Source organism: Corallococcus sp. NCSPR001 (assembly GCF_017309135.1).
Lineage (GTDB): Bacteria > Myxococcota > Myxococcia > Myxococcales > Myxococcaceae > Corallococcus.
Genome location: NZ_JAFIMS010000002.1, coordinates 8,613,876 through 8,635,221 on the forward strand (window position 1 = coordinate 8,613,876; position 21,346 = coordinate 8,635,221).

Consider the following 21,346-nt stretch of genomic DNA (forward strand, 5'->3'; position numbering starts at 1 on the left):
TCACAGCGTGAGCAGGTAGGCGAGCAGGTCGTCCCGCTCCTCGGCGCTGAGTTCCTGCGCGGCGCCGTGGTTCAGGCCGGGGGTTTCCAGCAGCGTGCGCAGGGGGAAGCGCGAGCCCACCACGAGCCGGTCCTCCTGCACCGCGTAGCCCGCCGTGGCGCTCGTCAGCAGGGGCCACACGTCCCAGGTGCCCACCAGCGAGGGCGGCGCCGCGCCTGTCACCAACTGCTGCTGCGCCAGCCGCAGCGGCAGCGCGATGGGCGTGCCCACGTCCTGGTACTGGCCCCGCGTCGCGGGGTCCTGGTCCAGCGTGTAGAGGGGCGCGGGGTGGCAGGCCAGGCACCGGGCCTTCCCTTCGAAGAGCGCCAGGCCCTTCACCGGATGGCCCGTCCTCCCGTCCGGCAGCGTGACGGTCTCCAGCGGCGCGCCGTCCTCGCCCCGGTAGGGGTTGGGCGCGGTGGGCAAGAGCGAGGTGTAGAGCGCCAGCGCCTCCACCTCCGACGGCGTTGGATCCGGGTTGTGGTAGCGGTTGCGCCCGCCCACCGTCTCCACCGTCTCCGCGATGCTGCGCGTGCTCGCGGGCGTGAAGTAGGGCGGCGTGTCCCGGCTGCCCAGGGCCGTCGTGGACCGGTAGATGCGCATGGGGCGCGTCTTCTCGAAGAAGACGCCGCCGGTGTGCCCTTCGATGTGGCACGCGTCGCAGCTCATGCCCGTGCGCCCCACGTCGGTGAAGTAGAGCACCTGGCCCAGGCGGCGCTGCTCGCGCGAGCGCACGTCCACCACGGGCCACTGCCGCGTCACGCTCGCCCTGCCCGCGCGCGCGTTGCTCACGTCCACCACCGCCACCGTGCCCGTGAAGCGGTTGAGCACGTAGAGCGTGCGCCCGTCCGGGGACAGCGCCAGCGAGCGCGGCCCGGAGTGCAGCTCCAATCCCGCCCTGCCCTTCGTGCCCAGGTCCTCCACGGGGCGGATCCACGGCGTGCCCTCCGGCGGGGGCACGGGCAGCGTCTGGAGCAGCGCCTCGCGCGCGCCCGCGTCACTCTTCACCAGCGCCTTCGCGTCCAGCACCCGCACCTGGCCCAGGCCCACGTCCGCCGCGTAGAGCAGCCCCGCGCGGTCATCCAGCGCCAGCCCCTCCGTCACGCCCGCGCCGAAGCCCCGGTGCCGCACCACCTCCTGCCGGTCCAGGTCCAGCACCGCGACGCCACTGTTCGCGCTCACCTCCATGCGCTGGGCGTTGGGGCCCACGTTCGGCCCCAGGCTCGACATGAAGAGGCGCTTCAAGCGGTCGCTCGCGACCAGGGCGCGCGGCGCCTTGCCGCCCATCACCTGCGCGGAGAAGGCCTCCGTGGGGCCTCCGATGATGGGGACGCCGGGCTTCGGCACCACCGGCGCCAGCTCCCGGCCGTCGTCCTGGCGCAGCAGCACCACCTGCCCCGTCTGGAGGCTTCCCACCGCGAGCAGCCCGTTCCACCGCGCCATCGCGCGCGGGTTCGGATCCACGGCCGCGCGCCACAGCTCACGGCCATCCTCCAGCGCGAGCGCGTGCACCGTGTCGCGCAGGTGCTCGGCGACGAAGGCCACGCCCTTCGCCCCGTCCACCTCCAGGCCCCACGCTCCCGAGGGCGCGGGGACGACCCGGGCCTTGCGCTCCGGCGCGTCCAGCGCGTACAGCCAGAGCTCCGCGCCGTGCTGGTGGGCCACGCCCAGCCAGGGATGGCCGCTGGCGTCCTTCCAGGTCGCGAGCGCGGACGGCCCGTCTCCCACCGCCATCGGCTCCACGCGCCCGGACGCCACGTCCAGCGCGAACACCGTGTCCGTGGGCGGCGACGCGACGAAGAGCGTGCGCCCGTCCGGAGACAGCGCCATCGCCATCAGGTCCGGGAAGGCCGCGTCGTTGATCAGCGTGAGCCGCGCGGTGCCCGTGGGCCGGGGACCGGTCGCGGCGAGCGACAGCTGCACGTCCGCATGGAAGGTGCCCTCGGGGAGTTCGAGGCCGGACGGGAGCCTCGCGTAGCCATGGCGCGCGTCCACCACCGCGAGCGGCACCTCGCGCGACAGGGGCGCGCCGAGCACCAGCCTCAGACCCGGCACCAGGTTCTCTCCGTAGACGGAGATGGGCTGCGAGGTCTGGTTGCTGATGAGCTTCGGGCCCACCGCCTGGAGGATGGGGCGCGGCCCGGCGGGAGCGGCGGACGGCGCGGGCGTTGGCGCGGGGCTGCTGGGGGGCTTCAGCACCAGGACCCCAAGCCCCAGGAGCACCAGGACTCCGAGCACTGCCGCGATCCATCCCCGATGGCGAGTGACACCTATCACGCGTGGGCATGCCTCCCGCGCGCGAGCATCCTCCATCCGCCCACCATGTCACGATGACTTCGTGCCACGTCTGCTCGCATGCTGGGGAGGCACTGCTCGGAGGGAATCCCACGGGACGTTTCCAGCGTACCGGCACGAAGAAGGACGAGTCGTGGAGAGTCCGCCCCAGGTGAGGTGGACTGCCCCCCACACCTGATCGCCACGGGCCCTGCCATGGGGCTGGAGTGTGCGTTGACAGGTCGGGGCTCGCATCGCTTAACCTGTTGATGATGCGACGTTTCCTCCTCTTCTGTGCCGTCGCCAGCGTGCTCGGCTTCGGTCCCCTCTCCCCCGCGAACGATGCCTGGGCCCAGGGGCGTGCACGCGCCTCCAAGACGAAGGCCGCGAAGGCGCCCAGGGCCAAGAAGGGCTCGAGCAAGGCGCCCCCGCGCATCGAGACGAAGTCGAGCACGGCCGTCACGGATCCGGTGACGGGGGATGCCTCGGCCGCCGCGGCGTCAGCGCCGCCGCAGCGCGGCCCGTCGCGCATCGACTTCGACGACCGGCTCATCCAGGGCCAGACGAACAAGTCCGGCGCCGTGTATCTGTATGACCGCAAGGAATTGAAGACGCGGTCGATGCTTCGCGAGCGGGACAGCTTCCGCTCGGAGACGCTCGCCACCGTCTACGATCAGTAGGGCCGTACCGCCCATCACCCCTCGAAGGGAGCGTCACCGTTGAGCGGCCAGCCCAGCGTCCTGCAAGTCGTCATCCTCCGCGACGGCCTCCTGGTGGGGACGGAGGTCTTCGTCCCCGGCACCTACGCGCTCGGCTCCGATGCGTCGTCGGATCTGCGGCTGGACGACGCGTCCGTGTCGCCTCGCCATGCGTTGCTGTACTTCCAGAACGGCCGCACCGCGATCCAGGACGCGGGCAACGGCACCAGCGGCGTCTTCGTCAACGGGCACCAGGTCACGGCCTGTGAGATCCGCTCCGTGGACGAGGTGCTGTGCGGTCCGTTCGTCCTGAAGACGCGGATCCTCAACCAGCGTCCCGTGGAGACCAAGCCGCAGCCGCCGCCCGAGGTCGCCGCGCTCCTCGGAGGTGCGGGGGCTCCGCCCGCCGCGCCCCTGAACGGAGGCAACGGGGCGACGCACGCGTTCGGGCCCGCGAATGGCTTCGCGCCCCATCACGGCGCGCAGGCCGCGCACGCGCAGCAACAGGCGCAGCAGGCCGCCTACGCGCAGCAACAAGCTCAGCAGGCCGCACTCGCGCAGCAGCAGGCGCAACACGCGGCGCATGCACAGCACCAGGCGCAACAGGCCGCCTACGCGCAGCAACAGGCCCAGCAGGCCGCACTCGCGCAGCAGCAGGCACAGCGAGCCGCGCAGGCCCAGCAGGCCGCACACGCGCAGCAACAAGCCGCGCTCGCGCAGCAGCAGGCACAGCAGGCTGCCTACGCCCAACAGCAGGCCCAGCAGGCCGCACTCGCACAGCAGCAGGCACAGCAAGCCGCTTATGCCCAGCAGCAGGCGCAGCAGGCCTCGTACGCGCAGCAGCAGGCCCAGCAGTCCGCGCACTCGCAGCAGGCCGCGTACGCGCAGCAGCAGGCCCAGCAGGCCGCGTACGCGCAGCAGCAGGCGCAACACGCGGCGCATGCACAGCATCAGGGGGCCCAGGCTCAACAGGCGGCCTTCGCTCAGCAGAACGCGCACGCCCACCACGGCGCGCACGCGGGGCACCCCCAAGCCGCGCACGCAGTGCACGGCGCACACCCGAACGGTGCCCACGCCCAGCCCGCGGCCTCGAAGCAGGCCCCCGCTCCCGCCGTTCCCGCGGGCACCGTCCCCTCCACCCGGCGCCGTCCGCCTTCGGAGGTCATGCCCAGCCTCCTCGTCGCGGACGACCTGCTCTCGGACGTGGACACGGACGTCGCCGCGCCCGCCTCCGGCCCCCTCGTCCTCGACGCGGCCCCGGCCAGCCGCCCCACGCACGCGCCGAAGATCGGCCCGGGCAAGAAGGGCGCGGCCCAGCTCTACCTGGAGCTCTACTGGGGCGCCGTGCGCCGCGACGCGCGCCGCTTCGTCCCGGACGCGAAGAAGCCCGTGAAGGCCGCCGTGGACGAACTGGCCCCCATGCCGCTGTGGGGCTTCACCCTCCCGGAAGGCGACGACTTCACCCTCGCCGAGTCCGTCAACGGCAACTACCGCCTCTTCGTGCCCCCCGGCACCGACGTGGAGAAGGCGAACGGAGACGGCCGCTTCGCCCCCGTCACCACCGCCGCGCTCGAGTCCGACGGCAGCCGCCGCTTCGTCACCCTGCGCGACGGCGCCGCCGCCCGCCTCACCCAGGGCAAGATGTCGCTCGTCGCCTACGCGGCCCCCGCCCCCGAGCGCATCTTCGTCAACCCGCTCAAGGGCCTGCCCTGGCTGACCCTCTTCTTCCTCGCCATCTTCGGCGGCGGCCTGGGCTGGTTCATCGCCACCCGGCCGCAAGGCCCCGCGACCGCGGACTTCACGCAGAAGAACCTCCCGCCCGTCGCGCTGCGCCTCATCGCCCCCGAGCCCAAGAAGAAGGAAGAGGCCAAGAAGAAGCTCGAGGCCCTCAAGAAGAAGGAGCCCGTGAAGGAGAAGCCCGTCGTCGCGGAGAAGGCTCCTCCCAAGCCCGTCAAGCAAGTGCAGGTCCCCAAGGCCGTGGCCGCCGCGCCGGAGAGCAAGGCCCTCAAGGCGCTCGCGAAGCTGTCCGCCGCGGGCCCCGCCGCCAACGACCTGCTGGCCGCCGTGGACAAGCTGGGCAGCGGCCCGGGCAGCAAGAACGCCAAGCAGACGAACTACAAACTCGCGGGCCTCATCGGCAAGGCGCCCATCGCCAACGCGGGCCTGGGCACCTTCGGCCTGGGCGGCGGCGGCAAGGGCGGCGGCGCCACCCTGGGCGCGGAGCTCTTGCGCGGCAAGGGCGGCGGCGGCATCGGCGCGCTGGGCGCGGGCGGCGTGGGCAAGGGCGCGGTGGGCGGCACCGTCACGCGCGCCACCGCGCGCAGCATCTCCTCCACGCAGGGCACCGTGGACCGCGAAGCCGTGGCCAAGGTCATCAACAGCCACCTGAATGAAGTCCACGGCTGCTATGAGCGCGCGCTGCTCAAGGACCCCGGCCTCGCCGGCAAGGTGGTGCTGGAGTGGGCCATCGGGCTCAACGGCCGCGTCGCCTCCGCGAAGACGAAGTCCTCCACCCTCCGCAACGCCTCCGTCGAGGCGTGCATCCTCAGCAGCCTGAAGGGCTGGCAGTTCCCAGCCCCCAAGGGCGGCCAGGTCATCATCACGTACCCGTTCCTCTTCAACTCGGTCGGCTACTGACGCGGGGGACTTCCCCCCACCCCACGTCGTCCCCCGCCTCCTGACAGGAAAAAGTCCCCGTGCGATTCCTCCTGCTCTCCCTCCTGTGCCTGGTGCCCGGCCTCGCGCGCGCCCAGGCCGAGGAACTCGAGAACCCCGGCACCGTCTCCGCGGTGCAGGACCGGCTCTACCGCATGCACCACGAGCTCTCCCTGGGCGTGGGCGTGCTGCCCGCGGACGCCTTCTACAAGGGGCTCATCGGCACCGTCGGCTACACGTACCACTTCAGCGACAGCGTCGCGTGGCAGGTGGGCCGCGGCACGTACAGCTACAACGTGCAGACCAGCCTGCGCCGCCAGTTGGAGCGCGACTTCGACGCGGCCCCCACCGCCACCGCCTTCGAGGACCAGGTGCAGTGGATGGTGGGTTCCGACCTCATGTGGAGCCCGCTGTACGGCAAGACGTCCTTCCTCAACGCCAACGTCCTCCACTTCGAGGTCTTCCTGCTCGCTGGCGGCACGGTGGTGAAGGTGGACCGCAGCGACGGCTTCCGCCCCGCCGTCAACCTGGGCCTGGGCGTGCGCCTGTTCTCCAGCCAGAACGTGTCCTTCCGGCTGGACGTGACCAACAACACCGTCTTCGCGGGCGCGTCGCGCATCATCAACGTGCCCACCGTGCAGATTGGGACGGCCTTCAACTTCGGCGCCACGGAATGACGTCCCGCCCGCTCATCGTCGCCGCGCTCGCCAGCGCCGCGCTCCTCGTGTCCCCAGCGGTCGCCCATGCGGCACCGGACGCGGGCACGCTGCCCATGCCCCCTCCACCGGCCGCCGCCACGGCGAAGGCCGCTGGCACCCCCACGGACGCGGGCACCGCCGGTCCCACGGACGCGGGCACCGCCGCCGGCACGCCCGCCCCCGCCAAGACCGCCGTCGCGGAGGCGCCTCCGCCCCCGCCGCAGAAGGTGCCGCCGGAGACCTTCGACAACGCGCTCAAGGCCTACTTCGACGGCAAGCCGCGCGACGCCGCGGGCCCGCTGTACGCGTGGCTCCAGGCCACGCCGCGCACGGATGACAACTACGCGTGGGGCCAGTACTTCCTCGCGCGAAGCCTCATCGACCTGGGCCTCACGCACGCGGGCGCCACGTACTTGGCGCGCATCGCGCGGGAGCGCTCCAACCCCAACGTGCTGCCGCGCGCGCTGGACGCGCTGAAGGGGCTGACGGACCGGCCGCACGACGAGGTGATGATCGACGAGCAGGTCTTCGGCGCGCTCGACCTGGGCTTCCTCCCGGACGAGACGGGCGCCTACGCGCACTACCAGCAGGGCCTGGTGGACCTGCGCGTGGGCAACGAGCGCTGGGCGAACACGCACTTCTCCAAGCTGCCGGAGACGAGCGCCGAGGCGAGCCGCGCGAAGTTCGCGCTGCTCGTCACCCGGCTCAAGCAGGTGAAGGATCCGCCGGAGGAGATGGTGAAGGACTTCCTCGGCCTGTCCCAGGACGAGAAGCTCACCCGCGAGGCGCGCAATGAAGCGGCGCTCGCGGTGGCCCGCCTGCGCTACGAGAAGAAGGACTTCACCGGCGCGCTGGACGCGTACAGCCAGGTGAAGCTGCCGGAGCTGGACCCAGGCCGCGCCAGCCTCTACCTGGAGGAGGCGTGGACCCGCTACAAGCTGGGCGACCTGCGCGCGGCGCTGGGCATCCTCACCACGCTGGACGCGCCGTCCTTCCGCGATGAGTTCATGCCGGACAAGTACCTGCTGCGCGCGCTCATCTTCCGCGACCTGTGCCACTACCTGCCCGCCAAGCGCGCGGCGAAGGAGCTGACGCGCCGGTACGCGGACTCGCTGGAGTCCGTGCGCAGCCGCGAGGACCTGAGCCAGGACGTGCGCCTGCGCCGCGCCGCCAACGCGCACGGCGGCACCCAGCGCGCCGCGAAGTTCGTGGCCCTGCTGGACCTGGAGGGCGAGCGCCTGGGCCGCTACGCCGGCAGCTTCGGCGACCGGCTCTTCGGGCACCTGACGCGCGTCTACGATTTGTCCCACGCGGAGGCCGTGCGCGTGTACGACGCGCGGCTGCAGGACGCCGTGCGCCAGGAGGCGGACACGCTGCTTCGCGCCGCGGAGCAGGTGCGCCTCATGGAGTACGAGGTCGGCCTCAAGCTGTACGAGCGCGTGAAGAAGGGCGCGCAGGTGGTGGCGGCGCAGGAGGAAGAGCTGCTGTCGCCCGCGCAGGTCGCCTTCAAGTTCGACAACGAATACTGGAACGACGAGCTCAAGTCCTACCGGGTCCGCATCGAGAGCCGTTGCATCGAGGAAACCCCATGACCGGCCCGTTCACCGGCCTCATCACCGCCGCGCTGCTCGCGGCCGCGGCTCCCGGCCCTGGCGGCCGTATCGGGCCCAACACCAACCCCATCGTGTCCAAGGCGAAGGAGCGCGAGGAGCTCGTCGCCAAGCTCAAGCGCGACATCTTCAAGGTGGACCGCGCCATCGGCGAGACCGAGAAGCTCATCTCCAAGAGCCGCAACGCGCCGTACCTGCCGGACCTGCAGTTCCGGCTGGCGGAGCTCTACGTGGAGAAGAGCCGCTACGTGTACTACCTCCAGGCGGAGACCCGTCCGGAGGGCGCCACCGGCGCCATCGTCTCCCCGGAGACGCGCCTGATGAAGCAGAAGGCGGTGCAGATGTACTACCGCCTGCTGCGCGAGTACCCGGACTTCAAGGACGGGGACCAGGTGACGTTCTACCTGGCGCACGAGCAGCGCGAACTGGGCCAGTTCGACGAGATGCTCAAGACGCTGGGGGACCTGACGCGCAAGTACCCCAACAGCCCGCTGCGCCTGGAGGCCGAGCAGATCCTCGGTGACCACTTCTTCGACAAGGCGGACCTGGTCGAAGCGGAGAAGCACTACCAGGCCATCCTGGAGCTGCCGCCGTCGCCGGTGCACGACCTGGCCCGCTACAAGATGGGCTGGATCCGCGTGAACCAGGCCAAGCACGCGGAGGCCGTCACGTTCTTCGAGGCGGCGGCCGCCAGCGCGCCCCTGCCCGGCGTGGACGTGAAGAAGGCGCTCAACGTCAAGCGCGAGGCGCTGCTGGACCTGGTCTACAGCTACACGGAGGCCAAGCCCGCCAAGGGCGCGCTCAACTACTTCGAGAAGCTCAGCGACAGCCGGGCCACGTACGCGCTCGCGCTGGACAAGCTGGGCAACCGCTACTTCATCAAGCAGCAGTACGAGTGGGCCATCCCCACGCTGCGCAAGCTGATGGAAGTGCAGCCCGACCCGGAGATGGACCTGGAGCGCAGCCAGAAGCTGTACGACTCGCTCAAGGCCGCCAAGGGCAAGGTGATGCCGGAGCCGGAGGACATCCGCTTCCTGGTGCGCGCCGCGGTGCAGAGCAAGACGGACCCGGAGATGGCGGAGTCCGACCGCAAGAAGCAGCTCGCGGAGACGGAGGAGATGGCGCGCGACCTGTCCACGCAGGTGCACCTGGCCGCGCAGAAGGCGGACTCGCGTGAGCTGTACCTGAAGGCCGCGGACGCCTACCGCGAGTACCTGGGGCTGTTCCGCCCGGAGCAGTACGTGCGGCCCATCATGAAGAACCGCGCGGACGCGCTCTTCGCCGCCAAGGAGTTCCCGGAGGCCGCGCGCCAGTTCGAGGAGCTGGCCCGCTACGAGGACAAGGCCAAGGACAACAAGGCCGTGGACACCGCCATGTACGGCGCGCTGCTGGCCCACTTCTCCACGCTCAAGCCGGAGGAGGCGCAGAAGCGCAACGCCTTCGAGGTGGCGGACGCGCGGCAGGCCCTGAAGCTGTTGGGCGCGAACTACGTGTCGCGCTACCCGCAGAGCCCGCACGTGCTGGACGTGAAGTTCAACATCGCGCGCGCCTACTACGAGGACGGTGAGTACCCGAAGGCGGCGGAGCTGTTCACCGCGTTCGCGCTGGCGCACCCGCAATACAAGGACGCGCCGGTCGCGGGCAACCTGGCCCTGGACAGCCTCCGGCAGGTGAACGACTTCAAGAAGCTGGACGAGACGGGCCGCAAGTTCCTCGCGTCCTCGCTGCCGTCCGGCTTCCGCGGTGAGGTGCAGAAGATCCTCACGCAGAGCAAGGCCGAGGCCCTGGACGAGCTGGCCCTGCAGAGCGCGCAGGAGACGGGCGACGTCATCGAAGGCCTGATGAAGGTCGCGGACGAGAACAAGAACAGCGACATCGGCGAGAAGGCGCTCTACGGCGCGTTCACCGCCGCGCGCGAGAAGCGCGACCTGCCGCGCGAGCGCGAGCTGGGCGCGAAGCTGGCGCAGTCCTATCCCAAGAGCCAGTACCTGTCGGACGTGCTGCTGACGTTGGGCCGGCACGCGGCGGAGGCCGCGGCCTTCAACGAGGCGGCCGGCTGGTTCGAACAGGTGGGCCAGAAGCTGACGGGCGACCTGGCGTCGGTGGACGGCTGGATGGCCGGCGCCCGCCTGCGCATCGCGCTGGGTGAGTACAAGGAAGCGTCCCGCAACCTGGAGACGGCGTCGGAGTCCGCGGGCGCGCGCAAGGGCGAGGTGCTGGCGCTGCTCGCGGAGACGCGCCTGAAGCAGAAGGACTACGCCCGCGCGAAGACGGCGGCGGAGACCGCCATCAAGCTGGACAAGAACAACGTGGCCGCCGCGGCGGTGCTCGCGGAGGTGCAGGCCACCACCGCGCCCACCGCTCCGCCGGATGCGCTCATCTCCACCCTCACCCCCGCGGTGCAGGGCCCCAACGGCCAGACGGAGGAGGCTGCCAAGGGGCTCTGGTACCTGGGTGAGATTCTGTACCGCGGCTACAAGGACCTGCCGGCCGACAAGGTGGAGGAGAAGGTCGCCGCGCTCCAGGCCATGGAGGGCGTGTACACGCAGGCCGCGTCGCTCGGGTATCCGGAGTGGGCGGTGGCGTCGCTGTGGAAGATCGCCCTGGCGTACGGCCACATCGCGGACGTGGTGGACCAGACGCCGGTGCCCGGCGGGCTGTCCGCCGCGGAGACGAAGCAGTTCCAGGACGCGGTGAAGCAGCAGGTGGGGCCGCTCAAGTCCCGCTCGGACGAAGCCTTCAAGGCCTGCCTGTCCCGCGCGGAGTCGCTGGAGGTCTTCAACGCGGCGGTGGTGGGTTGCCGCAACCGCACGGACGTGGCCGCGCTGCCGGTGCCGCAGCCGGCCGCGCCCACGCAGCCCGCGGCGCTGGAGGACCTGCGCAAGAAGGCGGAGAAGGTGCTCACCGCGGAGGCGCTGGAGGCCCTGGGCATGGGCTACCTGGACGCGCACCAGTACGGCATGGCGCAGCTGACCTTCGGGCGCGTGACGGAGTTGCAGGACACGCGCGCGTCCGCGCACGCGGCGCTGGGCTGGGCCATGCTCAACCTGGGGGATGCCATGGGCGCCCGGGCGGCGTACGCCAAGGCGCTGGAGGCGGACCCCACCTACGACAAGGCCCGCCTCAACCTGGCCGCGCTGCGCTGCCGCTTCGGCGACACGGACGGCGCGCGCCGCGAGCTGGCCGTGCTCAAGGACATGGGCACGCTCAACGGCCCGGACGTGGACGCGGGGTGGAAGGCATGCAAGTGAGCGCGCCCCTCCGCCGCATCGCCCCGGTGCTGTTCGCGCTCGTCGCCACCGCGTGTGGTGAGGAGGGCGGCCGGGTGGAGGGCAGCGTGTCGGAGCTCCTCGACCTGCGCTACCAGCGCACGGAGGCGGCCCTGGCGGAGGGCACGCTGGCGGTGAGCTTCGTCAACACGCAGGGCAGCGGGCAGGACGTGGTGTTGAAGGTGAGCGCGCGGGTGGCGGACATGCTGCCGGACAACGAGTACGCGGGCTCGCTGGACATCGACCTGGCGGAGGCGCTGGAGGACGGCTCGCAGCGGGGCAGCGTGGACCGCAGCGTGCTGGATGAGCCGGTGCGTCCCTTCCCGCCGCTCGTGCGCGGCAACCTCTTCGTGAAGTCCCTTCCGAAAAACACCGGGGACCGGGTGTCGGGCGAGTTCAACGTCACGTTCACCAACGGCACCGACGTCTACTCCGGCCGGACCCTCTTCAGCCGTTTCGAGGCCATCGCTCCATGAAGCGCCACCTGCTCCTCAGCCTGTCCCTCCTGACCGCCGCCTGCGGCCCGAGCTACGGCATGCGCGTGCCGGACGCGCTGGTGAAGAAGCTGCCGTACGAGACGCGCATCGAGCTCTTGGAGGCGGAGAACGACCTGGCGCTGGCCATCGACCGCGTGGACGAGGCGGACAATGAGATCAACCGCGCGCGCGACAACATCCGCCGGGCGAAGTCCCGCCAGGAGGCCGCCGAGGACGAAGAGGACCGCGCGCAGGACGCGTCCTCCCGCGAGGTGGCGCAGCTGGCCATCGCGGAGTCGGAGGCCCGCGTGGAGTATTTGCGCGCGCACCAGCGCCTCAATGTGGGATTGCGCGAGGTGGAGAAGCTGTCGTTGCGCTGCGCGTTCGCCCGCTTCGAACTGGCGCGGCTGACGTCGGCGCGCAAGGCGAAGGTGCAGGGCAGTGAGCGCCTGGAGCCGAAGGATTTCGAGGAGCAGGTGTCCGAGTGCGAGGCCGCCGTGAAGGAAGAGCGCGCGAACCTCGGGGGGGACACGAAGGAAGCGCAGGCGGCGAAGGAGGCGTGGGAGGCGAAGAAGGCCGCCCTCGCCAAGAAGACCTTCGACGCGCGCGCCAGCCCGTACGTGGAGAACCTGTGATGACGAAAGCCGGAGTCCTTCTCCTTCAATTGCTGACGGCCCAGGCTCCCGCGCCGGAGGCACCTCCACCGGAGAAGCCCGCCGCCGCGCGCGCGGACAAGCTCCCGGACGACCCGGACGCGCTCTACAAGCTGGGCACGGCCTTCCTGTCGCAGAACCAGCCGCGCCGCGCGGTGGCGCCGCTGACGAAGCTCGTCGGGCTCACGCCGGACGGCGTCCCCGCGAAGGTCGCGCTCGCGCGCGCGCTGCGGCTGTCCGGTGACGTGCCCAAGGCCAAGGCGGTGCTGGACGCGGCGCTGGCGGCCTTCCCGGAAGAGGCCACGCTGCGCTCGGAGCGCGGCCTGCTGGCGCGCATCCAGGACGACACGGACGAGGCCATCACGCAGTACTCCGTGGCCACGGAGCTGTCGCCCAAGGACGCGGAGCTGCGCTTCAACCTGGGCGAGGTGCTCCAGCGCGCGAACCGCACGGACGACGCCATCGAGGCCTACCGAGAAGCGCTGAAGCTGGACGGCGCGCTCCAGGTGGCGCGGGTGAACCTGGGCAAGGCGCTGGCGGAGAAGGGGCTGGCCGCGGAGGCGAAGGAGACGCTGCGCGAGGCCATCCGCCAGAAGGACGGCGACGCGGAGGCGCACTACAACCTGGGCGTCGTGCTGATGCGGGAGAACGACGTCACGGGCGCGTTCGCGGAGTACCAGGCGGCGCTCAAGGCGGACCCCAGGCACGCGCGCGCGCAGAACAACCTGGGCGTGGTGCTGGACGGCCAGGGCAACGCGCGCAAGGCGGCGGAGGCGTTCCAGAAGGCCATCACGTTGGATCCGAAGTACGCGGAGGCGCACTTCAACCTGGGGCTCGCGTGCTTCCAGTTGGGGGAGAACGCCCGGGCGACGAAGGCCTTCGAGAAGGCGCTGCTCCTGGAGCCCCGCCGCGCGAGCGGCCCGTACACGCAACTGGGCCAGCTGTACCTGGCGCAGGGCAAGAAGACGCAGGCGGTGTCCGCGTTCCAGAAGGCCATCGAGAAGAGCGCGGACGACGGCAAGAAGACGACGGAGGCCTACCAGGGCCTGGCGCGCGCGTACCTGGAGCTGGGCAAGGTGGACGACGCGGTGGCCACACTGAAGACGGCGGTGGAGACCTTCCCGGACGAGCCCGGCGTGCGCGCGGGCTACGGCGACGCGCTCAAGGCCAAGGGCGACCTGGACGGCGCCATCGCGCAGTACTCGGCCTGCGTGAAGCTCCAGCCCACGGTGGAGAACCGGCTGATGCTGGCGGAGGCGTACGCGAAGAAGCACGTGGGCGCCCAGGCGCGGCCCCTCTACGAGGCCGTGCTCCAGGAGGATCCGAAGCACCGCGCGGCGAAGCTGGGCCTGGCGGACCTGCTGCTCGCGATGGGCGACTACGTGGCGGCGGAGAAGCTGCTCACGCCCGCGCAAGGCGAAGAGGCGGACACAGCGGCGCTCGCGCGGCTGGGCATCCTGCACTCGCGGCGCGGCCGGCCGGACCTGGCGGTGCCGGAGCTGGAGGCGGTGGTGACGAAGGACCCCGCGCAGTTGGAGGCCCGCGCGGAGCTGGGCTTCCTGTACCTGCGCGGCGGGGACGAGGCCAAGGCGCTCCAGGTGCTGAGCGACGTGCTGGCGGTGGAGCCGCGCAACTCGCTGGGCCTCTTGTACCTGGGGCACACGCTGTACCGACAGGGCAAGCTGCCGGAGGCGGAGAAGGCGTTCCGGGGCGCGTCGCAGGTGGACGCGAGCGCGGGCGAGCCGCACTTCGCGCTCGCGCAGCTGCTGGAGGCCACCAACCGCAAGCCCGAGGCGAAGAAGGAATACGAGGCCGCCGTGCAGTTGCAGCCGGACCACGCGGACGCGAAGAGCGCGCTGCAGAAGCTGGCCGTGGACGTACCTTGAGGACCCTCATGAGAAACCATCCGATGCGCGTGGGACTGGCCGCGGTGTTGCTGCTGGGGCCGGTGACGGCCGGCGCGGTGAGCCAGAAGCTGCGTTACAAATTCGAGTCGGTGTCCGACCCGGTGACCACCGTGGTGGACGACAGCGGCAAGGGCCACACCGGCACGGCGCAGTCGAGCAACGGCGGCGCCGTCACGGTGGAGGCGGCGGGATACGAGGGCCAGGGGGTGCGCTTCCCCGCCGTCTGTATCGGGACGGCATGCGCGAAGGCGTTCATCAGCGCGGCGGACTCCGCGTCGCTCAACCCGGGCACGGCGCTGTTCTCCTTCGGGGCGCGGGTTCGCGTGACGCTCGCGGAGCTGAGCACGGACCACGGCTCCAACCTGGTGCAGAAGGGGCTCTCCTCCACGCCCCAGTGGAAGCTGCAGCTGGACGACGCGGTGACGGGCAAGCCCAGCTGCGTCGTGCGCACCACCGGCGGCGCGGACGCAGTCATCGTCAAGGCGTCCGTGGGCATCGCGGATGGCGTCTGGCACAAGGTGACGTGTCAGCGCACCAGCACCACGTTGACCATCCTCATCGACAACGTGGCCCGGGGCAGCGCGCTGCTCGCCAGCACCTACGACATCAACCCCACGGGCCAGTCCGTCGGCATCGGGGCCAAGAGCGCCGGGAACAACAACGACCAGTTCCACGGCGCCATCGACGAGGTGTACTTCAACCTGGATTGAGCCCGGGGTTACTCGCGGGAGCGCATGAGGGCCTCTGGCAGCGGAGGCCCCGTGGGCGTGGGACGCGGTGACTCCGTGAGCGGCCGGCCGAAGTGGTAGCGCGCCTCCGCGTGGACGCCGAAGGATTCGCCCGCGGCGCTCGCCAGCAGCACGAGGTCGTCGTCGGGGCGGGAGCCCTCGGTCAGGCCCAGGGTCCAGGGCACTTCCCGCGTGTCTCCGTCCAGGACGATGGGCGACGTGGGGCCCTCCCGGAGAACTGTTCGCGGCGGCACGCGCAGGGAGACCTCCACGGGCGCGGTGAAGCCCGGGCTCCGGTCCAGCCGCGCGATGAGCCGCACCGTGTCCGCGCTGGCGTCCACCACCCGCCAGGAGACATGCAAGGGCGCGGGGATGCGCGCCGTGGCGGGGAGCATCGTGGTCCGTGGCGCGGGGCTGTCCGTGGCCGTGGCGCCGTCCTCCTCCGGGCTTCGCGTGAGCACCGGTGTCTGCACCTCCGTGACATGCGTCTTCGCAGGGGCAACAGGCCGCGAGCGCGGGGCTTCGCGCGACGGCAGGTCCCATGAAGGCATTCCGTGCGCTGGCAGCGCCACCGACCGCGCGGAGGCGAGGAGCGTCGGGGAGGACGCGTGGACGGGCTTCTCCTGCGCCGCCTGAGGCGGTGACTCGGAGGGCCTGGGCGGCTTCTTGCGCCGCACGCGGTCCACGCCAGACGCCATGCCCGCCGAAAGTGCTCCGACGAGCGCCAGCGCCAGCACGGCCCCCGCCACGCGTTTGCGCATCATGGCCGTGGACCGCCGGCTTCTCTGCATCGGACGGGGAAGCTTCATGGGCACAGGGGCTCGTGGCTGGGATACGGAAAGGAAGTCGCGGGTTCGGTGGCCGCGTCCACCCGTGTGCTCGGGAAGCCCTGGCACGTCAGCGCGTCCAGGAAGTCCGCGAGACACGGTGACGGCCTTCCCGTGTCCGCCACGTCCGTGAGCGCGCCCGTCTCATCCCGCGTCCAGGTGTGCTTCGTGTAGCCGCGCGCCCAGGGAGGCTGGTTCATCGCGGGCGCGGCGAGCGCGTCGTAGAGCGGCTGGCTGGACGGTGTGCCGGTGGCCGTGCGGTAGAGGATGGCGGCGACCTCGTTCTCGTCCATGGGCTGGAGCAGGCCGTCTTCGGCGCGGGGCCGCGTCCAGGGGCTCACCGAGGAGGCTCGCGCGGACAGGTCCACCCAGAACAGCGTCCCGCCCTGCCGGTCGAAGTAGCGGGGACTGCGGCGCGCGTCCGCGCTGAACCAGGTGGCCCAGCCCTCGCTCCACGCCTGTCCCGGGAAGGTGGGCACGCCCACGTAGTGCGGCCCGCCCTCCTCCGGACTGGTGCCCTGGCTGGCCATCACCCAGTGCCCCAGCTCGTGCATCACCATCGCGTCCGACCACCACGCCGCATCCGAGTCCCCCGGCAGCCACACCTGCGAGTCCCAGCTCCGGCCCACCGCCGTCACCGGCCACGGCGCGAAGCACGCCCCACAGGACCAGGTCGTCCCGAAGCCCAGCCACGCCACGATGGGCAGGCCGTCGCGTCCTCCGTAGCGCTCGCGCATCCGGCGCCAGGCCGTGCCCAGCACGTCGAACACCGCCGCCGCGCCGGAGCCCTCGGACTCGGCGAGGGTGAACACGGGTCGCTCCGACAGCTCGCGCGTCGTGCGCGACCAACTCCAGATGCGGGCCGCGTCCCCCGGCACCGTCTTCACCGACTGCGCCCCCTGCAGCCCGGGGTCCGCCACCGCGTAGGCCACCGCGCCATCCCGTCCACGGCCGGCCGCGTACACGACGACGCGGTCGTCATCGCCCGGGGACGACGACACCTTCAGCGTGAAGCGGCCGGCGTCATCCGTCACCTGCGAGTCGAGCACCTTCGAGCCCTGGAACGACACGATGAGGAACCCGCGCGCAGGCACCGGCTCCACGTCCAGCGTCCACGCGCGGAACTCCGCGTCCGGGAAGCGGCGCGCGTAGCGCACAGTGCCGCTCAACGTGGGCCCGGGCCTGCCGCAGAAGCCCCGTCCGGGCGCGGCTTCGCAGGCCACATCACAGGCCCGCGCGGCCCACCGGCCGTTCGTGCACACCTGCAAGGCCCTGGACTCCGTGCACTGCGAGACGCCGTCGACACACGCCGAGCCCGAGACACAGGCGACCTCCGGCGATTCGACGCAGGTCGTGTCCTCCGCGCAGTCCTCCCGGTGCACGGCGCCATCCACGCAGCGCTCCAGCACTCGAGGCCCCAGGCACCGTGACGGCGCGAGGAGCTGATCACACGCGAGCGCGGGCCGGACGGTCTCCTCGGGAAGGGACGTGACGCAGGCCGCGCAGGCCGCGCCCTCGCAGTCCACGGCACAGGGCGTCAGCTCCGCCCCCGAGCCGCAACCCGCGAGCGCCAGCGCCACGAGCGCCCAGCACCACACCCAGACCCCGCGTCCCACCAGGAGGAAACCTCGTTCGAGCCAGCGGGCGCGAGAACACCACGCACGCCTCGACGTCAGGCAGAGCCAGGGGGACGACGGCCCCCCTGCCCGCCCGCCCTACCCGCCGCGCCGCGCACAAACCTGTTCGACTGTCGGACAGGTTCGACCAGCGGGACAACGGCTCATACAAGGGGCATGTCCATGAATGAGGCGTCCAGCCGCCGCCGCTTCCTGTCCACGGTCGTCTTGCTGGGCGCGGCAAGCACCGTGAACGCGGCGCCCAAGTCCAGGCCCGCGGAGGTGAACGCCACGGAGGACCTGATGCGCGAGCACGGCGTCATCCGCCGCACGCTCCTGGTCTACGACGAGCTCGCTCGCCGCCTCGACCTCCGTGAAGAGAAGGCTCCCGCGGAGGTGCTCGCCCAGGCCACCCGGCTCATGCGCCGCTTCGGCGAGGACTACCACGAGAAGACAGAGGAGACGGAGGTGTTCCCCCGGCTGGTGAAGGCGGGACAGCAGAAGGAGCTCGTCCAGGTGCTGCTCGAACAACACGCCGCCGGGCGCAAGCTCACCGCGTCCATCCTCGCCGCGGCCTCGGGCCGCGACGCCCTCACTCAACCCCAGCAGAGGGCCACGGTCGCGCGGCAGCTCACGCAGTTCATCCGCATGTACCGGCCCCACGCCGCGCGTGAGGACACGGTCCTGTTCCCCGCGTTCCGCGAACTCTTCGACGAGAAGCAATTCCAGGAACTGGGCGAGCGCTTCGAGGCGCAGGAGCACCGGGTGCTGGGGAGCGACGGCTTCGAGAACGCGCTCAAGGAGGTGGCTCAGCTGGAGCGCGCGCTTGGCATCCACGACCTCGCCCGGTTCACGCCTCCGGAGAAATAGTGCGCGCGAGGAACGCGGCCAGCAGGGCCCGCCGCTCCTCTTCACCCAGCACTCCATCCAAGGCGGGGAACAGGTACGTCTCCTCGCGCAGTGAGTGGTGGTGCTCCAGGTGCTTGAACGTGCTCTCCATGTCGAACACGCGGAGCACCGCGCGGCGGTAGTCCGGTGTGCTCGCGTCCAGCGCGTCCACGGCCTCCTGACACTTCGCCAGCAGCTCCCGCATGCGCTGGTGCTCGCCGGTGAAGAGCTCCGGCGCGGCGCCTCGGATCCTTCCGGCGCGCGGCAGCTCCGGCAATAGCAGGGCCTCCTCCGCCTCCAGGTGCCGCGTCAGCTCGTCTCGATAGAGCGTCAGGCGTTCGCGCGCGGCGGGCAGGTCCATGCCCATCAGCGCTTCCTGGTGCTGGAGGAACAGCTCCTCCAGGTCGCGGTGGAGCGCTCCCAGGCTGACGAAGTCGGTGGGCGCGGCCATCAACGCCCTTCAGTGCACCTTGTCGTCGCGCACGTGGGCCTCGCGGGCCACGCGCGGACGCGGCGTCACCATGCGGGTCACTCCGGAGTAGAGCTGCTCCTCCGTGTAGACCTTGCGCACGCGGCGGTGCGACGCGCGCGGGTGGTAGGCCGGGCCCGGGCGCTCCAGCCACTGCAGCACCCGCACCTCGCCCGAGTGCGCCAGGTCCGTGAGCAGCGCCTCCGGGCACAGCTTCAGGTAGCGGCGCACCAGCGGCCGCAGGCGGCGCCCGAACTCCGCGCCCAGCTTCGCGTGGCGGCGGCCCGCGTGCAGCGTGCCGTCGAAGCGCAGCGAGATGTGGAAGAGCTCGTGCATCAGCGTCTCCAGCCGCGACTTCGCGGTGGAGCCCCGGAAGAAGAGCGGGCGCAGCGTGATGCAGTACAGGATGCGGCGGCCCCGGATGCGCACCACCGGCTTGCGCCGCCCCGCCTTGTCGATGCTCTTGCCCCCCTTGAAGCACAGGGGCTTCACCGTGCCTCGCGACGCCCGGCGGGCCTCGCCAGCCACCACCAGGATGCGGCCCACCTTCACGTGGCTGAACTCGGGCATGCGCGCGGCGATGTCCCGGATGAGGGAGCGCAGGGTCCGGTTGAAGTTGGGACGTCGGGGAGCCACGGTTGGTGGACAGTCTAGCGGAAATCCCCTTGGGCCGAGCCCCTGGCCTCCCCAGAATGTCCTTTGTGAATCGCTCGACCTGCTTGATGGCCCTGGTGTCCGCGCTGTTCGCCCTCAACTCCGGGTGTGCCTCCGCCCCGGTCCGCTCCGGAGGCCCCCCGGCCCTGACGGCCCAGGAGACCGCCGTCGTCTCCCAGGGGCTCACCGACGCCTCCGTGCGCTACACCGGACAAATCACCGGCACCGCCAACGGCGTCGTGGAGCGCGCCGACTACGAGCTCGTCGCCGACGGGCAGGTGGTCAAGACGGGCTCCGCGAAGCTGGGGGTGCCGTTCGCGCCGGGGACCCCCGCGGACTTCTCCATCGAGGAGAAGTCTTCCTACGTGAAGAGCCCCGAGGACCTGGCCCGCCTGAGCGCCCAGGGCGGCACGGTGCTCATCGCGCTGCGCGGCACGCTGGTGGTGCGCTCCGGCGGCAGCGAGGAGACCGTGCCCTTCGCCGCCAGCCGCGCCGTGCGCGTGCCCCGGCTGCCGGAGGTCATCGTGGAGAGCCTGGACGCCGCGCGCTATTCGCCGGAGGAGGTGCAGATCAACCTGCGGCTGGGCGTGCGCAACCCGAACCCCTTCCCGCTGCGGCTGGACTCGCTGACCTACCAGGTCGCCGTGGCGGACAAGCCCCTGGAGGAGGGCACCACCGCGCAGGCGGACTCGGTGGATGCGTCCGCCACGGGCGTGTACCCGGTGGAGGTGGCGGTGACGGCCCAGTCCTGGGGGCCGGGCGTCAAGGCGCTCATCGGGAAGGGCGTCCTGCCCTACAGCGTGAAGGGCGAGCTGAAGGGCCCCCTGTTGCAGGTCCCCTACTTCCTGAAGGGTGACGTGAAGCTCAACGTGTCCCGCTAGACTGGGGCGCACGCGTGCCCATCTACCTGCTGAGTGACGACGAGCCGGAGCTGTTCCCCCCGCCCTCCAAGGCGGACAAGAGCGGCCTGCTGGCGGTGGGCGGCGACCTGCGCCCGGAGCGGCTGGTGGCCGCGTACTCGCAGGGCATCTTCCCCTGGTACAGCGAGGGGCAGCCCATCCTGTGGCACTCGCCCGACCCGCGCTTCGTGCTGGAGCCGGACAAGATTCACGTGGGCCGTTCGCTGCGCAAGGTGATGAACCGGGGCACGTACACAGTGCGCTACGACACGGTGTTCGCGAAGGTCATCGACGCGTGCTCGCGAGTGCACCGTCCGGGGCAGGACGGCACGTGGATCACGGACGCGATGAAGCAGGCGTACATCCGGTTGCACGAGCTGGGGCTGGCGCACTCGGTGGAGGCGTGGGACGGCGAGGTGCTGGTGGGCGGGCTGTACGGCGTGTCGCTGGGCGCGGCGTACTTCGGGGAGAGCATGTTCGCGCTGGCGCCGGACGCGTCGAAGGTGGCGTTCGCCACGGCGGTGGAGCGCTTCAAGGGCTGGGGCTTCCAGCTCATCGACTGCCAGGTGGAGACCGAGCACCTGGAGCGCTTCGGCGCGGAGTCCTGGCCGCGCAAGCGCTTCCTGGCGGCGCTGGAGCAGGCGTTGAAGGAGCCCACGCGGCGGGGGCGGTGGACGGAGTAGGCGTCACGGGCCGGGCTGCAACTGGAGCTCGTATCGAACCTGGACACCCGCCTTCTCGAGGATGACATCCAGCAGCCTCGCGGCGGTCGCGCTCGCTTCCGCGGAAGAGGCTGCGTCCACGCGGAAATACACTTCGTCGACGTCGCCCTTCTGCGGGCCGACGCAACCGCTATCGGGCACGACTTCGTCGAGTACATCAGCGACAGCTCTTCGTTCCACCTCGGTCAGTGGGCGCGACAAATCGGCGTAGACGGACCAATTCATCACCCTGTCTTTGCTGAACACGGCAGCAAGGCAGCTCAT

At 71.2% G+C, this 21,346-nt stretch carries 18 protein-coding genes; 12 read left to right on the plus strand and 6 right to left on the minus strand.

The genetic code is table 11. The features are described 5' to 3' along the window. Positions 1-2,352: an MtsA protein gene (locus tag JYJ93_RS36660; RefSeq protein WP_206799280.1), complete on the minus strand. Its 2,352-nt coding sequence runs from the start codon at positions 2,350-2,352 to the stop codon at positions 1-3. 230 nt (positions 2,353-2,582) lie between these two features. Between JYJ93_RS36660 and JYJ93_RS36665 the strand changes: the two genes are divergently transcribed. Genes JYJ93_RS36665 through JYJ93_RS36705 form a run of 9 tightly spaced genes read left to right on the plus strand, consistent with a single transcriptional unit; the run spans position 2,583 to position 14,989 of the window. After that, positions 2,583-2,993 carry a hypothetical protein gene (locus JYJ93_RS36665; RefSeq protein ID WP_242544064.1) on the plus strand — a complete coding sequence of 137 codons (411 nt, stop codon included), beginning with the start codon at positions 2,583-2,585 and terminating at the stop codon, positions 2,991-2,993. A 39-nt stretch (positions 2,994-3,032) separates the two neighbouring features. Then, positions 3,033-5,648 carry an AgmX/PglI C-terminal domain-containing protein gene (locus tag JYJ93_RS36670; RefSeq protein ID WP_206799283.1) on the plus strand — a complete coding sequence of 872 codons (2,616 nt, stop codon included), beginning with the start codon at positions 3,033-3,035 and terminating at the stop codon, positions 5,646-5,648. Between the two features lie 59 nt (positions 5,649-5,707). Continuing rightward, complete coding sequence (locus JYJ93_RS36675) at positions 5,708-6,343, plus strand: outer membrane beta-barrel domain-containing protein (protein WP_206799284.1); 636 nt, start codon at positions 5,708-5,710, stop codon at positions 6,341-6,343. After that, a complete protein-coding gene (locus JYJ93_RS36680) occupies positions 6,340-7,956 on the plus strand; it encodes a hypothetical protein (protein WP_206799285.1) in 1,617 nt (538 codons plus the stop codon). The genes JYJ93_RS36675 and JYJ93_RS36680 overlap by 4 nt, the downstream gene beginning before the upstream one ends. Beyond that, positions 7,953-11,225 carry a tetratricopeptide repeat protein gene (locus JYJ93_RS36685; RefSeq protein ID WP_206799286.1) on the plus strand — a complete coding sequence of 1,091 codons (3,273 nt, stop codon included), beginning with the start codon at positions 7,953-7,955 and terminating at the stop codon, positions 11,223-11,225. The genes JYJ93_RS36680 and JYJ93_RS36685 overlap by 4 nt, the downstream gene beginning before the upstream one ends. After that, positions 11,216-11,719: a hypothetical protein gene (locus JYJ93_RS36690; protein ID WP_242544065.1), complete on the plus strand. Its 504-nt coding sequence runs from the start codon at positions 11,216-11,218 to the stop codon at positions 11,717-11,719. Before JYJ93_RS36685 ends, JYJ93_RS36690 begins: the two co-directional genes overlap by 10 nt. Then, a complete protein-coding gene (locus JYJ93_RS36695) occupies positions 11,716-12,354 on the plus strand; it encodes a hypothetical protein (protein WP_121718154.1) in 639 nt (212 codons plus the stop codon). The genes JYJ93_RS36690 and JYJ93_RS36695 overlap by 4 nt, the downstream gene beginning before the upstream one ends. After that, on the plus strand, positions 12,354-14,258 hold the full coding sequence (locus JYJ93_RS36700) for a tetratricopeptide repeat protein (protein WP_206799288.1): 1,905 nt from the start codon (positions 12,354-12,356) through the stop codon (positions 14,256-14,258). Before JYJ93_RS36695 ends, JYJ93_RS36700 begins: the two co-directional genes overlap by 1 nt. 8 nt (positions 14,259-14,266) lie before the next feature. Continuing rightward, on the plus strand, positions 14,267-14,989 hold the full coding sequence (locus JYJ93_RS36705) for a laminin G domain-containing protein (protein WP_206799289.1): 723 nt from the start codon (positions 14,267-14,269) through the stop codon (positions 14,987-14,989). Positions 14,990-14,997: 8 nt separating this feature from the next. Here JYJ93_RS36705 and JYJ93_RS36710 read toward each other — a convergent pair whose 3' ends face one another. Then, complete coding sequence (locus tag JYJ93_RS36710; protein ID WP_206799290.1) at positions 14,998-15,771, minus strand: hypothetical protein; 774 nt, start codon at positions 15,769-15,771, stop codon at positions 14,998-15,000. 41 nt (positions 15,772-15,812) lie between these two features. Then, entirely contained in the window at positions 15,813-17,450 is a 1,638-nt protein-coding gene (locus JYJ93_RS36715; RefSeq protein WP_206799292.1) for a hypothetical protein, read from the minus strand. Between the two features lie 183 nt (positions 17,451-17,633). Between JYJ93_RS36715 and JYJ93_RS36720 the strand changes: the two genes are divergently transcribed. Further along, positions 17,634-18,320, plus strand: coding sequence for a hemerythrin domain-containing protein (locus tag JYJ93_RS36720; RefSeq protein ID WP_206799294.1), 687 nt, complete (start codon positions 17,634-17,636; stop codon positions 18,318-18,320). Here the strand turns inward: JYJ93_RS36720 and JYJ93_RS36725 are convergent. After that, complete coding sequence (locus JYJ93_RS36725; RefSeq protein WP_206799297.1) at positions 18,301-18,789, minus strand: hemerythrin domain-containing protein; 489 nt, start codon at positions 18,787-18,789, stop codon at positions 18,301-18,303. The two genes, JYJ93_RS36720 and JYJ93_RS36725, sit on opposite strands and share 20 nt — an antisense overlap. Positions 18,790-18,798: 9 nt before the next feature. Beyond that, positions 18,799-19,443: a hypothetical protein gene (locus JYJ93_RS36730; protein ID WP_206799298.1), complete on the minus strand. Its 645-nt coding sequence runs from the start codon at positions 19,441-19,443 to the stop codon at positions 18,799-18,801. A gap of 56 nt (positions 19,444-19,499) precedes the next feature. Between JYJ93_RS36730 and JYJ93_RS36735 the strand changes: the two genes are divergently transcribed. Next, positions 19,500-20,342: an LEA type 2 family protein gene (locus tag JYJ93_RS36735; protein ID WP_206799299.1), complete on the plus strand. Its 843-nt coding sequence runs from the start codon at positions 19,500-19,502 to the stop codon at positions 20,340-20,342. 14 nt (positions 20,343-20,356) lie between these two features. Beyond that, positions 20,357-21,043, plus strand: a complete 687-nt coding sequence (gene aat, locus JYJ93_RS36740; protein WP_206799300.1) for a leucyl/phenylalanyl-tRNA--protein transferase — start codon at positions 20,357-20,359, stop codon at positions 21,041-21,043. A 3-nt stretch (positions 21,044-21,046) separates the two neighbouring features. Here the strand turns inward: aat and JYJ93_RS36745 are convergent, their stop codons facing one another. After that, positions 21,047-21,346, minus strand: a complete 300-nt coding sequence (locus tag JYJ93_RS36745; protein WP_206799301.1) for a hypothetical protein — start codon at positions 21,344-21,346, stop codon at positions 21,047-21,049.

Coding starts and splice junctions, on each gene's coding strand:
- JYJ93_RS36660 (WP_206799280.1), bottom strand. CDS start 2,352: ATGGAGGATGCTCGCGCGCGGGAGGCATGCCCACGCGTGATAGGTGTC.
- JYJ93_RS36665 (WP_242544064.1), top strand. CDS start 2,583: ATGATGCGACGTTTCCTCCTCTTCTGTGCCGTCGCCAGCGTGCTCGGC.
- JYJ93_RS36680 (WP_206799285.1), top strand. CDS start 6,340: ATGACGTCCCGCCCGCTCATCGTCGCCGCGCTCGCCAGCGCCGCGCTC.
- JYJ93_RS36685 (WP_206799286.1), top strand. CDS start 7,953: ATGACCGGCCCGTTCACCGGCCTCATCACCGCCGCGCTGCTCGCGGCC.
- JYJ93_RS36690 (WP_242544065.1), top strand. CDS start 11,216: ATGCAAGTGAGCGCGCCCCTCCGCCGCATCGCCCCGGTGCTGTTCGCG.
- JYJ93_RS36695 (WP_121718154.1), top strand. CDS start 11,716: ATGAAGCGCCACCTGCTCCTCAGCCTGTCCCTCCTGACCGCCGCCTGC.
- JYJ93_RS36700 (WP_206799288.1), top strand. CDS start 12,354: ATGACGAAAGCCGGAGTCCTTCTCCTTCAATTGCTGACGGCCCAGGCT.
- JYJ93_RS36705 (WP_206799289.1), top strand. CDS start 14,267: ATGAGAAACCATCCGATGCGCGTGGGACTGGCCGCGGTGTTGCTGCTG.
- JYJ93_RS36710 (WP_206799290.1), bottom strand. CDS start 15,771: ATGATGCGCAAACGCGTGGCGGGGGCCGTGCTGGCGCTGGCGCTCGTC.
- JYJ93_RS36720 (WP_206799294.1), top strand. CDS start 17,634: ATGAATGAGGCGTCCAGCCGCCGCCGCTTCCTGTCCACGGTCGTCTTG.
- JYJ93_RS36725 (WP_206799297.1), bottom strand. CDS start 18,789: ATGGCCGCGCCCACCGACTTCGTCAGCCTGGGAGCGCTCCACCGCGAC.
- JYJ93_RS36735 (WP_206799299.1), top strand. CDS start 19,500: ATGTCCTTTGTGAATCGCTCGACCTGCTTGATGGCCCTGGTGTCCGCG.
- JYJ93_RS36745 (WP_206799301.1), bottom strand. CDS start 21,346: ATGAGCTGCCTTGCTGCCGTGTTCAGCAAAGACAGGGTGATGAATTGG.